Source organism: Bradyrhizobium betae, from assembly GCF_050632175.1.
Lineage (GTDB): Bacteria > Pseudomonadota > Alphaproteobacteria > Rhizobiales > Xanthobacteraceae > Bradyrhizobium > Bradyrhizobium betae_B.
Window position 1 is genome coordinate 4485796 of sequence record NZ_CP192576.1, and the last position, 14363, is coordinate 4500158.

Annotated in this window: 15 protein-coding genes and 1 pseudogene; 9 read left to right on the forward strand and 7 right to left on the reverse strand. The window is 63.4% G+C overall.

All coding sequences use genetic code 11. The features are described from left to right. The first annotated feature begins 59 nt into the window (after positions 1–59). Both ACQ86E_RS21610 and ACQ86E_RS21615 read left to right on the forward strand, forming a co-directional pair. On the forward strand, positions 60–770 hold the full coding sequence (locus ACQ86E_RS21610) for an HAD family hydrolase (protein WP_431201706.1): 711 nt from the start codon (positions 60–62) through the stop codon (positions 768–770). A gap of 91 nt (positions 771–861) precedes the next feature. Further along, entirely contained in the window at positions 862–1710 is an 849-nt protein-coding gene (locus ACQ86E_RS21615) for a DeoR/GlpR family DNA-binding transcription regulator (protein ID WP_431201707.1), read from the forward strand. 4 nt (positions 1711–1714) lie between these two features. Here the strand turns inward: ACQ86E_RS21615 and ACQ86E_RS21620 are convergent, their stop codons facing one another. Both ACQ86E_RS21620 and ACQ86E_RS21625 read right to left on the reverse strand, forming a co-directional pair. Continuing rightward, positions 1715–2140 carry a type II toxin-antitoxin system VapC family toxin gene (locus ACQ86E_RS21620; protein ID WP_431201708.1) on the reverse strand — a complete coding sequence of 142 codons (426 nt, stop codon included), beginning with the start codon at positions 2138–2140 and terminating at the stop codon, positions 1715–1717. Then, on the reverse strand, positions 2137–2430 hold the full coding sequence (locus tag ACQ86E_RS21625) for a type II toxin-antitoxin system Phd/YefM family antitoxin (RefSeq protein WP_431201709.1): 294 nt from the start codon (positions 2428–2430) through the stop codon (positions 2137–2139). Before ACQ86E_RS21625 ends, ACQ86E_RS21620 begins: the two co-directional genes overlap by 4 nt. Before the next feature lie 224 nt (positions 2431–2654). Here ACQ86E_RS21625 and glpD point away from each other — a divergent pair, with 224 nt between their 5' ends. The 7 genes and pseudogenes from glpD to ACQ86E_RS21660 all read left to right on the forward strand — a co-directional run bounded on the left by glpD (position 2655) and on the right by ACQ86E_RS21660 (position 10296). Continuing rightward, a complete protein-coding gene (glpD, locus tag ACQ86E_RS21630) occupies positions 2655–4205 on the forward strand; it encodes a glycerol-3-phosphate dehydrogenase (protein ID WP_431201710.1) in 1551 nt (516 codons plus the stop codon). Further along, positions 4202–5279 (forward strand): annotated as a pseudogene (locus ACQ86E_RS21635) (ABC transporter ATP-binding protein). Before glpD ends, ACQ86E_RS21635 begins: the two are co-directional and overlap by 4 nt. Positions 5280–5291: 12 nt before the next feature. Beyond that, complete coding sequence (locus tag ACQ86E_RS21640; protein WP_431201711.1) at positions 5292–6377, forward strand: ABC transporter ATP-binding protein; 1086 nt, start codon at positions 5292–5294, stop codon at positions 6375–6377. Beyond that, a complete protein-coding gene (locus tag ACQ86E_RS21645; RefSeq protein ID WP_431201712.1) occupies positions 6377–7279 on the forward strand; it encodes a carbohydrate ABC transporter permease in 903 nt (300 codons plus the stop codon). Before ACQ86E_RS21640 ends, ACQ86E_RS21645 begins: the two co-directional genes overlap by 1 nt. After that, positions 7279–8085, forward strand: coding sequence for a carbohydrate ABC transporter permease (locus ACQ86E_RS21650; RefSeq protein WP_431201713.1), 807 nt, complete (start codon positions 7279–7281; stop codon positions 8083–8085). Before ACQ86E_RS21645 ends, ACQ86E_RS21650 begins: the two co-directional genes overlap by 1 nt. Before the next feature lie 10 nt (positions 8086–8095). Then, positions 8096–8425, forward strand: a complete 330-nt coding sequence (locus ACQ86E_RS21655) for a DUF2160 domain-containing protein (RefSeq protein WP_431201714.1) — start codon at positions 8096–8098, stop codon at positions 8423–8425. Between the two features lie 77 nt (positions 8426–8502). Further along, entirely contained in the window at positions 8503–10296 is a 1794-nt protein-coding gene (locus ACQ86E_RS21660; RefSeq protein ID WP_431201715.1) for an ABC transporter substrate-binding protein, read from the forward strand. A gap of 179 nt (positions 10297–10475) precedes the next feature. Here ACQ86E_RS21660 and ACQ86E_RS21665 read toward each other — a convergent pair whose 3' ends face one another. The 5 genes from ACQ86E_RS21665 to ACQ86E_RS21685 form a co-directional block, all read right to left on the reverse strand. Continuing rightward, positions 10476–11570 carry an alkene reductase gene (locus ACQ86E_RS21665; protein ID WP_431201716.1) on the reverse strand — a complete coding sequence of 365 codons (1095 nt, stop codon included), beginning with the start codon at positions 11568–11570 and terminating at the stop codon, positions 10476–10478. Positions 11571–11749: 179 nt separating this feature from the next. Then, a complete protein-coding gene (locus ACQ86E_RS21670; RefSeq protein ID WP_431201717.1) occupies positions 11750–12253 on the reverse strand; it encodes a DUF1993 domain-containing protein in 504 nt (167 codons plus the stop codon). Positions 12254–12483: 230 nt separating this feature from the next. Beyond that, entirely contained in the window at positions 12484–13839 is a 1356-nt protein-coding gene (locus tag ACQ86E_RS21675) for a lytic murein transglycosylase (protein WP_431201718.1), read from the reverse strand. 29 nt (positions 13840–13868) lie between these two features. Continuing rightward, positions 13869–14096 carry a hypothetical protein gene (locus tag ACQ86E_RS21680; RefSeq protein WP_431201719.1) on the reverse strand — a complete coding sequence of 76 codons (228 nt, stop codon included), beginning with the start codon at positions 14094–14096 and terminating at the stop codon, positions 13869–13871. A gap of 5 nt (positions 14097–14101) precedes the next feature. Continuing rightward, positions 14102–14332: a hypothetical protein gene (locus ACQ86E_RS21685; RefSeq protein WP_431201720.1), complete on the reverse strand. Its 231-nt coding sequence runs from the start codon at positions 14330–14332 to the stop codon at positions 14102–14104. Positions 14333–14363: the final 31 nt, after the last annotated feature.

Sequence of the window (14363 nt, forward strand, 5' to 3'; positions counted from 1 at the left end):
GAAGGCTGTATTGATACGTCTTTCGCATTGATGCGCCGCGCATCGGGGAAAGTACGGAAATGATCGAGGCTCTCGACAAGAACTTGGGCAAGGACTTGAGCAAGGACTTGGGCAAGGCATTACTGTTCGACATCGACGGTACGCTCGCCAATACCGACCCGCTGCACCTGAAGGCCTTCAACCAGGTGCTCGGGCCGCGTGGCCATGTGTTCGATCACGCGCGCTTCTCCAGGGAGCTGCAAGGTTTTTCCAATGTGTCGATCGGCGAGCGCTTCCTGCCCGATGAAGCGCTGGACAAGCGCGCCGAGATCCTCGGCGAGAAGGAGCAGGTCTTCCGCACGCTCGTCGCCGGGCAGATCGAGCCGCTGCCTGGTCTGATGGCGCTGCTCGACCTGGCGGATGGCGCGGGCATTCCCATGGCCGCGGTGACCAACGCGCCGCGCCTCAATGCCGAACTGCTGCTTTCCGGTCTCGGCATCACGCATCGCTTCAAGGCGATCGTGATCGGTGACGAGCTGCCGCACGGCAAGCCGCATCCGCTGCCCTATCAGGAGGGACTGCGCTTCGTCGGCGCCAGCGCGGCGGCCTCCGTTGCGTTCGAGGATTCCCGCTCCGGCGTGCAATCGGCGGCCGCCGCCGGCATTCCGACCATCGGAATCCGCACCAGCCTCAGCCATGCTGACCTTGTTGGATCAGGCGCAGTCGCGTCCGCCAGCGCCTTCGACGATCCGGATCTGCTCGCGCGTCTCGCCGCCGCGATGGCGTGGTGAGAGGCTTCGGCCGTTAACCGTGATCGGCGTCCGCATTGACCGCAGCTGCGAACCGCCGCACCATGCGGCATCCTGATTTGAGGCCATCGCCGTGACCGGATTGACCCATCGCCAAGCCGAAATCCTCAACATCGCGCGTGCTTCGGGCCGCGTCATGGTGGAGGAGCTGGCGCGCAAGTTCGAGGTCTCGGCGCAGACCATTCGCAAGGATCTCAACGATCTCTGCGAGCGCCGCTCGCTGACCCGCATCCATGGCGGCGCGATCATCGCGTCCGGCGTCGAGAACCTCGCTTACGAAGCGCGGCGCTTCGTCGCCGCCGACGAGAAGAAGGCGATCGGGATTGCGGCCGCTTCGCTGATCCCGAACGGCTGCTCGCTCTTCATCAACATCGGCACCACGACCGAGGAGGTCGCGAGCGCGCTGACCTCCCACGAGGACCTCCTCGTCATCACCAACAACCTCAACGTCGCGATGCTGCTCTACCGACATCCCCGCATCGAGGTGGTGGTCGCCGGCGGCACTGTGCGGCGTGCCGACGGCGCCGTGGTCGGTTCGACCGCAACGCAGCTGATCGGACAGTTCAAGGTCGATTACGCCATCATCGGGGCGTCCGCGATCGACGAGGAGGGTGCGCTGCTCGACTTCGACTATCGCGAGGTGCAGGTGGCGCAAGCCATCATCGCCAACGCCCGCAGCGTCATGCTGGTTGCCGATTCCACAAAACTCCGTCGCAGCGCGCCGGTGCGCATCGCCCATATCAGCCAGATCCAGACCTTCGTGACCGATCAGGAACTGCCCGAGCGCCTGGCTACGATCTGCCATAGCAAGGGCATCGAGGTAATGGCGGCGTTGCCGAAGGGGGCAGGGGATAACGACGACGCTCCCGCGGAGACGCAGGACGCTGTGCCCGAAGCATCGCCGGTGGTGCGGTTGAGATAGCGGCCTAGTCGCTGTCCCACGGATTGAGCAGCGTTACGCCGAATGCCGTAAAATCTTTCACGTTGCGCGTGACGAGCGTGAGATTGTGGGTGAGCGCGGTAGCCGCGAAAAATCCATCCATCACAGACAGCGCAATGCCACTGCGGCGGCCCTGCGCCATCAGGTCGCCCCATCGCTCGGCCACCGCCTGGTCGATCGGCAGGATGCGCTCGGCAAACCGCATGGGCAGGTCATGGGCAAGCCAGGCGGCCAGCGCCGCGCGCCGACGGCCGTCATCTAGCAATGCGATGCCGCGGCGAAGCTCGGCGATCGAGGCAACGCTGATGAACGCGCGGTCCTCGTCGACCGTATCCAGCCACGCCAGGACTTTCGGGGAAGGCGCTGGCCGCTGAACCTCCGACAGCACGTTGGTGTCGAGCAGCAGGTTCACGTCAACGCGTCGCGAGGTTCGTCCTGCATGCGTTCGAGTTCGAGATCGGCACCGCGCAGCGGCGAGGCCAGCAGGAATTCGGCCAGCGTACCTTTGCGCGCGGTCTTTCGCGCCCACTCTTCGGCGGAGACGACCACTGCATTAGGCCTGCCATGACGGGTGATGGTCTGGGGGCCCGCTTGGGCGCGGTCGATCACCTCGGACAGGCGCGCCTTGGCGTTAGCTAGTGTCCAAGTGTCATTGGGTGCGTCAGCCGGTGGCGAATCGGGAGTGGTGGTTTTGCCTGTCATGTCGAATGAACCAATCTGACTATTATGACTATATAAGATCGCACTGACCGTTCAAGCTGCTGCGTATTGGATCGCGACAAAAGTGCCTGTTTTGGCACCGGATTGCTCCTCAGAAAGTTCGAGTTTCACTTATTGTCCCCTCTCTTTCGTCTTGCTTTCGTTTTTCGGTGTGATCTAATCAAAAACGAAAGTAACTGCTCGAAGGAACGAGCGGTCGCCGGGGGATGCGTCTGTTGGAGCGGATATTCGACCTCGCCATCATCGGAGGCGGCGTTAACGGCTGTGGCATCGCGCGCGACGCCGTGGGCCGCGGCAACACCGTTTTCCTGTGCGAAATGAACGATCTGGCGAGCGGGACGTCGTCCTGGTCGACCAAGCTGGTGCATGGCGGACTGCGCTATCTGGAATATTACGAGTTTCGCCTGGTGCGCGAGGCGCTGATCGAGCGCGAGATTCTCTGGGGCATCGCGCCCCACATCATCCGTCCGCTGCGTTTCGTTCTGCCGCATCACGCCGGGCTCCGTCCCGCGTGGCTGCTGCGCCTCGGCCTCTTCCTCTATGACCACATCGGCGGCCGGCATCTGTTGCCGGCGACGCGATCGGTCGATCTGCGGTGCGATGAAGTCGGAAAACCGCTGATCCCGAATCGCTACAGCCGCGCATTCGAATATTCCGACTGCTTCGTCGATGACGCGCGCCTCGTGGTGCTCAACGCACGCGACGCCGCCGACAAGGGCGCCGAAATCCGCACCCGCACCCGCGCCACCGAAATTCGCCAGGCCGACGGTATCTGGACCGTCAGCATGATCGATACGCTGACCGGCGCGCGTTCGCAGGTCCAGGCCCGCGCGCTGGTCAACGCCGGCGGTCCCTGGGTCGAGGACGTGCTCGGCCGCGGCGCCGGTGTGAATGCGAAGGCCAAGGTGCGCCTGGTGCAGGGCTCGCACATCGTCGTGAAGAAACTCTACGACCACGACCGCGCCTACATGTTCCAGAACGCAGACGGCCGCATCATCTTCGTGATCCCGTACCAGGACGATTTCACGCTGATCGGCACCACAGACCGCGACTATGACGGCGATCCGTCCAAGGTGAAGGCGACGGCTGAGGAGATCGAGTATCTCTGCAAGGCCGCCAGCGAATATCTCGCCAAGCCTGTGACCTCAGAGGACGTGGTCTGGACCTATTCCGGCGTGCGTCCGCTCTATGACGACGGCGCCAGCGAAGCCAAGGCTGCAACCCGCGACTACGTGTTCGAGCTCGACATGCCCGGCAACGCGCCGCTGCTGTCGATCTATGGCGGCAAGATCACGACCTACCGCCGCCTCGCCGAAGAGGCGCTGGAACGGCTCGCGCCCTATCTTCGCAGTGCAAAAGCGCGCGAGGGCTGGACCGGCAAGGTGTCGCTGCCCGGCGGCGACATGGGTGTGTCCGACGTCGACGGCCTGATCGCCGAGCTCCAGCGCGGCTATCCCTTCCTCAGCCATGCGCATGCGCGGCGCCTCGCGCGCGCCTATGGCACAAGGGCGGCGAAGCTGCTCGGCGACGCGAAATCCGCCGCCGATCTCGGCCAGGCCTTTGGCGCGACGCTGACCGAGCGCGAGGTCCGCTACCTCATGGCCAACGAATGGGCCGTCACCGCCGAAGACATCGTCTGGCGCCGTTCCAAGCTCGGCCTGCGACTATCTGCCGACGAGATCGCGACGTTGAGTGACTGGATTGCAGCTCATGGTGTGCGGCAAAGTCCCCTGCTGGAAGCAGGAGGTCGCTCATGACCGTGACACTCGATCACGTGACCCGGACCGTCGACGGTATCGAACATATCCGCGACGTCTCGTTGACGGCTCGAGAGCGGCACGCTCAACGTGCTGCTCGGGCCGACGCTGTCGGGCAAGACCTCGATCATGCGGCTGCTCGCGGGTCTCGACAAGCCGACCACGGGCAAGGTGCTGGTCAACGGCAAGGACGTCACCGGCGTCGATGTGCGCAAGCGTTCGGTCGCGATGGTCTATCAGCAGTTCATCAATTATCCCTCGCTCTCGGTCTACGAGAACATCGCCTCGCCGCTGCGTGTGCAGGGCAAGCCGCGTGACGAGATCGAGACGCGCGTGGCAGAAGCCGCAAGGCTGCTGCGGCTCGAGCCGTTCCTGAAGCGCACGCCGCTTCAGCTCTCCGGCGGTCAGCAGCAGCGTACCGCGATGGCGCGCGCGCTGGTCAAGGGCGCCGATCTCGTGCTGCTCGACGAGCCGCTCGCCAATCTCGACTACAAGCTCCGCGAAGAGCTGCGCGCCGAATTGCCGCGCATCTTCGAGGCCTCGGGCGCGATCTTCGTCTATGCCACCACCGAGCCGACCGAAGCGTTGCTGCTCGGTGGCAACACGGTCTGCATGTGGGAAGGCCAGGCGCTTCAGATCGGCGAGACGCCGAGCGTCTACCGCCGGCCGCAGACGCTCCGCGTGGCGCAGGTGTTCTCCGATCCGCCGCTCAACCTCGTCGGCATCGAGAAGAAGAACGGCGCCGTGCAATATGCCGGCGGCGCCGCGTCGCCGGCCTCCGGGCTCTATTCGTCGCTCGCCGACGGCTCCTATCGCGTCGGCTTTCGCGCCCATCAGTTGGCGCTCGCCAACGGCGAGGCCGACCGCCACGCCTTCCACGCCACGGTGACGGTGACCGAAATCACCGGTTCGGAGAGCTTCGTGCACTTGACCCGCGACGGATCGAACTGGGTTGCGGTGTTGCATGGCGTGCACGAATTCGAGCCCGGCCAGACGCTGGATGCCGTGCTCGATCCCAATGATGTCTTTGTGTTTGATGCCGCCGACCGGTTGGTCGCGGCACCAGGCTCTTGAGGGAGATGCGACATGGCCCGCATTGACCTCGTCGATCTCGCCCACTCCTACGGCGGCAATGACGCGCCGCAGGACAGCTTTGCGCTCAAGCCGGTGACCATGACTTGGCGGCAGGGCGGTGCCTATGCGCTGCTCGGCCCAAGCGGCTGCGGCAAGACCACGCTGCTCAACGTCATTTCCGGCATCATCACGCCGTCGCGGGGAAAAATCCTGTTCGATGGTCTGGACATCACGCCGCTGTCAACCCAGAGGCGCAACATCGCCCAGGTGTTCCAGTTTCCGGTGATCTACGACACCATGACGGTGGGGCAGAACCTGGCGTTTCCTCTGAAGAACCGCGGCGTGCCGAAGGCGGAGATCGACAAGCGCGTCGCCGAGATCGCCCGCCTGCTCGATCTCGAACCCTATCTGAACCGCAAGGCGACGCGGCTCACCGCCGATGCCAAGCAGAAGATTTCGCTCGGCCGCGGCCTGGTCCGCTCCGACGTGGCCGCCGTGCTGTTCGACGAGCCGCTGACGGTGATCGACCCCGAGCTGAAATGGCAGCTGCGTTCCAAGCTGAAGGCGCTGCATCGCGAGCTCGACCTCACGATGATCTACGTCACCCACGACCAGACCGAGGCGCTGACCTTCGCCGACACCGTCGTCGTCATGCATGACGGCCGCGTGGTGCAGAGTGGCACGCCGGCCGAACTGTTCGACAAGCCGGCGCATACATTCGTGGGCTATTTCATCGGCTCGCCCGGCATGAACATCATTCCGGCCGAGGTGAGGGGCCGCGAGGCCAGGATCGGCGGCCACGTCATTGGGCTGGGCCGGAGCTATGACAAGCTTCCGGCCGGCGCGAAGATCGAAATCGGCGTGCGCCCGGAATTCGTTGATGTGGTCGCACCGGCGCCGGGCTCGCTCACCGCGAAAATCGAGCGCATCGACGATCTCGGCCGCATCCGTTTCGCCCGCACCCGCCTCGGCGACGCAAAGCTCGCGGCGCGCGCGCCTGCGGGATTCACCAGTTCGGACGGCACCGCCGGGCTGAAATTCGACCCGTCGCATATCCACGTCTATGCCGACAGCCTTCTGGTGGAGGGAGCCGCCTGATGGACAAGACCGTCAACCAAAAAGCCTGGTTCCTGGTGCTGCCGGTATTCCTGGTCGTCGCCTTCTCCGCGGTGCTGCCGCTGATGACGGTGGTGAACTATTCGATGCAGGACACGTTCGGCAACAACCAGTTCTTCTGGAACGGTGTCGGCTGGTTCAAGGAATTGCTCGATCCCTCGACCGACCTCGGCGGCCGCTTCCTCGCCTCGCTCGGCCGCAATCTTTTCTTCTCGCTGGTGATCCTCGCCATCGAGGTGCCGCTCGGCATCGTCGTCGCGCTGTCGATGCCGCGCCAGGGCTGGACGGTGGCGGCCTGTCTCGTCATCCTCGCGCTGCCGCTGCTGATTCCGTGGAACGTGGTCGGCACGATCTGGCAGATCTTTGGCCGGCCCGACATCGGACTGCTCGGTTACGTGCTCAACGCCATCGGCATCGATTACAATTACGTCTCCAACGAAATCGACGCCTGGATCACCGTCATCGTGATGGACGTCTGGCACTGGACCAGCCTCGTCGCGCTGCTCTGCTATGCCGGCCTGAAGTCGATCCCGGAGGCCTATTACCAGGCCGCCCAGATCGACGGTGCCTCGCGCTGGGCCGTGTTCAAGGCGATCCAGCTGCCCAAGATGAACCGCGTGCTGCTGATCGCGGTGCTGCTGCGCTTCATGGACAGCTTCATGATCTACACCGAGCCGTTCGTCGTCACCGGGGGCGGTCCCGGCAACTCCACGACCTTCGTGTCGATCGAGCTCGTCAAGATCGCGCTTGGCCAGTTCGACCTCGGCAAGGCCGCCGCGCTCTCGCTGGTCTACAACCTCATCATCCTGATCGTCTGCTGGATCTTCTACACCGTCATGACCAATGCCAGCGCCGAGCGTAAGCACCAGGAAGGAGCCGCGTGATGCATTCGATTCCCGGCCGTCGCCTCATCATGGGGCTGTTCCTGGTCTTCCTCATGTTGCCGATCTACTGGCTCGTCAACATGAGCTTCAAGACAAATGCCGAAATCGTCTCGACGATGACGCTGTGGCCGCATACCCCGACGCTGCAGCACTACAAGCGCATCTTCACCGACGAGAGCTGGTATTCCGGCTACATCAACTCGCTGGAATACGTCGTCCTCAACACCATCATCTCGATCTCGGTGGCGCTGCCGGCAGCCTACGCCTTCTCGCGCTACCGTTTCCTCGGCGACAAGCATCTGTTCTTCTGGCTGCTGTCGAACCGCATGGCGCCGGCGGCGGTCTATGCGCTTCCGTTCTTCAACTTGTATTCGGCGATCGGCCTGTTCGATACGCCCTGGGCGGTCGCGCTCGCGCATTGCATCTTCAACGTGCCCTTGGCGGTCTGGATTCTCGAGGGCTTCGTCTCCGGCGTGCCGCGCGAGATCGACGAGACCGCTTTTCTCGACGGCTACTCGTTCCCGCGCTTCTTCATCAAGATTCTGGTGCCGCTGATCGCGAGCGGCATCGGCGTCGCTGCCTTCTTCTGCTTCATGTTCTCCTGGGTCGAACTGCTGCTTGCGCGAACGCTGACCTCGGTCTCCGCCAAGCCGATCGCGGCGATCATGACGCGGACGGTGTCTGCGGCGGGCATGGATTGGGGGCTGCTGGCCGCGGCCGGCGTGCTCACCATCATTCCGGGGGCGCTCGTGATCTGGTTCGTCCGCAACTACATCGCGCGCGGTTTCGCGCTCGGTCGGGTCTAGGGAGGCATCATTGGACTCCATTGCATGGATGGCCTGGACGCTGCCGACGGCGATCTTCTTCGTCGCGCTCGCCAGCACGCTGGCCGTAATGACATGGCTCGCCGCGGTCTATCCCGAAGCCGAGCGCGTCGGCGTGCTCCGCATTCCGACCACGCGCGGCGACCGCCTGTTCATCTCGCTGATCACGGCGGCCGTCATCCACCTGTTGTGGATCGCTTTCATGGGCACCGATGCGCTTGCCACGCTGCCGATCGGCGAGGAAGGTTTTGAAATCTCGAGCCTGTGGCTCGCATCAGGAATTTCGCTGGTCACGGCCGCGCTCATCTTCCGCACGGTCTGAAACTCGCGAAGGGACGGCCAGATCCGGGACCAACCCGGGCCTGTACAAAAGTTTGTCGCTGCAACGGAGGAAACAACATGCGACGGTCTAGAAGCAAAGGTCCGCTGACCAAGGTCAGCTTGCTGAGCGTATCGAGTGCGGCAGCCATCATTGCGGTAGCGTTCGCTGTCTCGGCGCCGGTCCGCGCCGCCGACGAGGCCGTGATCCAGAAGTGGATCGCGGAATTCCAGCCCTCGACGTTGTCGAAGGACGACCAGAAGAAGGAGTTGGAGTGGTTCGCCAAGGCGGCCGAACCGTTCAAGGGCATGGAGATCAACGTCGTCTCCGAGACCATCACGACCCACGAATACGAAGCTCAGACGCTGGCCAAGGCGTTCTCCGAGCTCACCGGCATCAAGCTCAAGCACGACCTCATCCAGGAAGGTGACGTCGTCGAGAAGCTGCAGACCCAGATGCAGTCCGGCAAGAACGTCTATGACGGCTGGATCAACGATAGCGACCTGATCGGCACCCACTTCCGTTACGGCCAGACCATCGCGCTGTCGGATTACATGACCGGCGAGGGCAAGGACGTCACCGATCCCCAGCTCGACGTCAACGACTTCATCGGCAAGTCGTTCGGCACCGCGCCGGACGGCAAGCTCTATCAGCTGCCTGACCAGCAGTTCGCCAACCTCTATTGGTTCCGCTACGACTGGTTCACCAACCCCGACTACAAGGCCAAGTTCAAGGCCAAGTACGGCTACGAGCTCGGCGTTCCCGTGAACTGGTCGGCCTACGAGGACATCGCCGAGTTCTTCACCAACGACATCAAGGAGATCAACGGCGTCAAGGTCTACGGCCATATGGACTATGGCAAGAAGGACCCGTCGCTCGGCTGGCGTTTCACCGACGCCTGGCTGTCGATGGCCGGCAACGGCGACAAGGGCATTCCGAACGGTCTGCCGGTCGACGAGTGGGGCATCCGCATGGAAGGCTGCCGTCCGGTCGGTTCGTCGATCGAGCGCGGTGGTGACACCAACGGTCCAGCTGCGGTCTACTCGATCACGAAATACCTCGAGTGGATGAAGAAGTATGCTCCGCCTCAGGCTCAGGGCATGACCTTCTCCGAGTCCGGTCCCGTGCCGGCGCAGGGCAACATCGCCCAGCAGATGTTCTGGTACACCGCCTTTACCGCCGACATGGTGAAGCCGGGCATCGCCGTGATGAACGCGGACGGTACGCCGAAATGGCGTATGGCTCCGTCGCCGCACGGCGCCTACTGGAAGGAAGGCATGAAGCTCGGTTACCAGGACGCCGGCTCCGTGACGCTCTTGAAGTCGACCCCGGCGGATCGCCGCAAGGCAGCCTGGCTCTATCTGCAGTTCATCGTCTCCAAGACGGTGTCGCTGAAGAAGAGCCATGTCGGTCTCACCTTCATTCGTGAGTCCGACATCTGGGACAAGTCGTTCACCGAGCGTGCGCCGAAGCTCGGCGGCCTGATCGAGTTCTACCGCTCGCCCGCGCGCGTGCAGTGGACTCCGACCGGCAACAACGTGCCCGACTATCCGAAGCTTGCGCAGCTGTGGTGGCAGAACATCGGCGATGCGTCATCCGGTGCGAAGACGCCGCAGGCCGCGATGGACTCGCTCGCCGCGGCCCAGGACTCCGTCATGGAGCGTCTGGAGAAATCGGGCGTGCAGAAGGAGTGCGGTCCGAAGCTGCACAAGAAGGAGTCGGCCGAGTACTGGTACGCCAAGGCCCAGAAGGACGGCACCCTCGCCCCGCAGCGCAAGCTCGCCAACGAGAAGCCGAAGGGCGAGACGGTCGACTACGACACGCTGATCAAGTCGTGGCCGGCCCAGCCCCCGAAGCGTGCGGAAGCGAAGTAAGCGAAGCGTAACGTCATCAAATGCGAAAGGCCGGGAGCGATCCCGGCCTTTTTCTTGTAATTTTTCGCACTGCTACCACACCGTCATTGCGAGCGAAGCGAAGCAATCCAGAGTCTTTCCACAGAGGCAGTCTGGATTGCTTCGTCGCTTCGCTCCTCGCAATGACGGAGGAGGCAGCCTTACTTCGCCGCCGCCAGCGTCGGGTAATCCGTGTACCCCTTCGCGCCGCCGCCGTAGAACGTGTTCTTGTCCCAGTCGTTCAGCGCAGCACCCTTCTTCAGCCGCTCGACCAAATCGGGGTTCGAGATGAACGGCTTGCCGAAGGCGATGAGGTCGGCGGCGTTCGCATCCAGCACCTTGGTCGCCAGATCGAAATCGTAGCCGTTGTTGGCCATATAGGCGCCGGAGAAGCGCTTGCGCAGGCTGGCATAGTCGAACGGCGCGATGTCGCGCGGCCCGCCGGTGGCGCCTTCGACGACGTGGAGATAGACCAGCTTGAGCGCACTCAGGCCATCGACGATATGGTCGTACAAGGCTTGCGGGTTCGAGTCCGAGATGTCGTTGGCCGGCGTCACTGGCGAGATGCGGATGCCGGTGCGGTCGGCGCCGGCCTCGGCCACCACGGCCTTGGACACTTCCAGCATCATCCGCGCGCGGTTCTCGATGGAGCCGCCATAGGCATCGGTGCGCTTGTTGGCACCGTCCTTGGCGAACTGCTCGAGCAGATAGCCGTTGGCGCCATGGATCTCGACGCCGTCGAAGCCCGCTTCCAGCGCGTTCTTCGTGGCGCGCTTGAAGTCGTCGATGATGCCCGGAATTTCGGAGAGCTCGAGTGCGCGGGGCTCGGAGACATCGGCGAAGCCGCCGTTCACGAAAGTCTTGCCCTTGGCGCGGATCGCGCTCGGCGCCACCGGAGCTGCGCCATTGGCCTGGAGGTCGACATGCGAGATGCGGCCGACGTGCCAGAGCTGGATGAAGATCTTGCCGCCGCGCTGATGGACACCGTCGGTGACCTTGCGCCAGCCTGCGACCTGGTCCTTGGTGTAGATGCCGGGTGTATCCTGGTAGCCCTGGCCCTGCTGCGAGACCTGGCTCGCCTCGGTGATCAGAAGCCCCGCGGAAGCGCGCTGGGCGTAATAGTCGGCGGCGAGTGCGCCCGGCACGAAAGTGCGGGGAACGGCGCGGTTGCGCGTCAGTGGCGCCATCACGAGGCGGTTGGCCAGCGTGATCGGGCCGAGTTTGTAAGTCTCAAACAATTTGGTCGGACGGCTCATGGGAATGCTTTCGGGCGGTGAGAGGTTCGGAACACTTGTGCATCGCGGTAATCAGCGCAAGGGATCAGCTATTCGGAAAGTGCAGGCGAGCTGCGCGGCAGGGCCCGCGCAGCACAATTCATGTGCAATTTTGGCCACGACAGCAGAATTCTGCTGTCGTGGCCGGGCGATTGCGCAAATCAGTTCAGACCCATGAAATCGCGCTTGCCGATCTCGACGCCGTTGTGACGCAGGATGCCATGAGCAGTCGCGCAGTGGAAATAGAAGTTCGGCAGTGAGAACGCGCTCAGGAACTGCTGGCCCTTCAGCGTCGTGATCTTGTCTGGCCCGGACGGGAAGCTGACGTCCTTGGTCTCGGCGCCCTCGAACTGCTCGGGCTTGAACGACTTCACATAGTCGATGGTCCTGGCGAGCCGCTGCTTCAGCTCCTCGAACGTCTTTTCCGTGTCGGGCGTGGAAGGCACCTCGCTGTGGGTCAGCCGGGCACAGCCCTTGGCGGCGAAATCGCTGACGAGCTGGATCTGCTTCGACAGCGGCAGCATGTCCGGGAACAGGCGGGAGCCGAGCAGGACGCCCGGGTCGACCTTTTTCGCCGCGCAATGCGCCTCGGCTTTGGTGAGCAGGCCGGTGAGGCTGTTCAGCATTTGCAGATAGGCGGGGACGACGGCGTCGTAGAAGGACATGTGATGCTCGCTTCGATGGGGGAATCTCAGGAGAAAACCTGAGTCACTCACATGGGAACCTCATGGAAAAATACAATCATGGAAGCGGCTTGTGCGATGCGAAAATTCTATTGTGCCGGCTTGTGGTACTATCGGCGCGGCAGTCGTGATGAATCTCGCCGCCTCTGGAATACTGGATGCCCCGCCTTCGCGGGGCATGACTGAGACGGCACTGCCGCGAGTAAGGCCGTTTATCGCACCGTCCCCGCCGGCTGCGCCTGAGCGGTGCCGCCGCGCATGCGGGCCAGAAGCTCGGCGGTCGGCCATGAATCCGCAGGCAGGCCGAACTTGATCTGCATCGCCTTCACGGCGGCTCGGCTTTGCTGACCCAGCACGCCGTCGACCTTGCCGACATTGAAGCCGGCCTGGACCAGCAATTGCTGCAATTGCTTGAGCTCGTTGAACGGCAGTTGTGCGACCGGTTGGCTCGGCTTGCGCATCGGTGCAGCGCCCGCGATGCGCGAGGCGAGGTAGCCCGCGGTGGTCGAATAGATCAGCGAGTTATTCCATTCGGTGTAGGCCGCGAAATTCGGGTAGGCCATGAAGGCCGGCCCAAAGCGTCCCATCGGCAGCAGTACCGAGCCTGCGAGATTGTCGCTCGGCAGCGGCCTTCCGTCGGGATAGGTGACGCCAAGCTGCGCCCATTTCGAGCGCGGCTGCTGCACGGTGAGATCGGTCTGATCCCACGGCAGGCTCGATGGCACCTTGATCTCTTCCAGCCACGGCTCGCCGCGCCGCCACTTCAGTCCGTTGGCGATGTAGTTCGCGGTCGAGCCGATCACGTCGTCCTCGCTGCGGAGCAGGTCGCGCCGCCCGTCGCCGTCATAGTCGACGGCATAATTGACGTAATGGACCGGCAAAAATTGCGTCTGGCCGAGCTCGCCGGCCCAGGAGCCGATCATCTCGTCCGGATGCAAATCGCCGCGGTCGATGATCTTCAGCGCGGCGATGGTCTCGCCCACGAACATCTCCGAGCGCCGGCAATCATAGGCCAGCGACACCAGCGATTTCAGTGTCGGCAGATTGCCCATGTTGACGCCGAAATCGCTTTCGAGGCCCCAGAACGCCGCGATCACCGCCGGCGGCACGCCATATTCTTTTTCCGCGCGCGCGAACGCGGCCGCGTGTGTCTTGATGTGCTGCTGGCCGTTCTGCATGCGATAGGGCGCGGCCATGCGGCCGGCAAACTCCGTGAAGAGCTGGCCGAACACGCGCTGGCCGCGGTCGCGGTTGACGATGCCCTGGTCGTAGACGAGGTAGGGCGAGGCCTCCGCGATCGTCCGCTGTGACACGCCGGCAGCAACCGCCTGCTGCTTCACGTCGGCGAGGAAGCGATCGAAGCTCGCCCCGTTGTGGCACGACGCCGCGCGCGGCGAGAGGGCGGTGGCCTTGGGGGCGGTGGTCTTGGGAGCGTTCGTCTTGGGGGCCGTCGTTTTGGGAACGGCGGGCTTGGCGGACGGCGGCGCGAGCTGGGCGGAGGCGGGAAGGGCGAATAAGATCGCGAAGGTTGCGACCGCAAGGCGATAACCAAGGCAGCTCATCGGCATCGATATCTCTGGTGCTGGGCGGATGAGCGCTAGGCCGCCAATACGGCGCGCTTCACGGCGAGTGGCAATGCGATGGAACGGAACAACGACTTTGGATACAAGTAATCTTCGCCGGACTCGTCGACGATCCGCAGCATGTCGAGTTTTTCGGCCGCTGCATCGCGCAACGTTACGTAGATCTTGCGCTTCTCGAGAGAGGCAGCATAGCCCTCGTTGTCAACGCAGATCACCAGTTGCTTGCTTCGCGATTTCGTCATGATTGTCAGAGCAGGTTCTTGATCTTGAATTCCTTGCGGCCGATGCCGGCAGCTTCATACCAATGTATCTCAGCGAGGTGGGTTGAGCCATCGGATAATCGGACCCGGGCGATGCCTTTGCGCTTCCGCCAGCGCCCTTTTCCATAGATTCGTCGCAGCCGGGCGATCTCGCGGATGCCCGAGCCGCTGGCGAAGGTTTCGACCTCGGTGATTTCGCCGAGAATCTCGAAATGCATAGCCTTGATGGTGCCCGGCCGTACCGGGCTG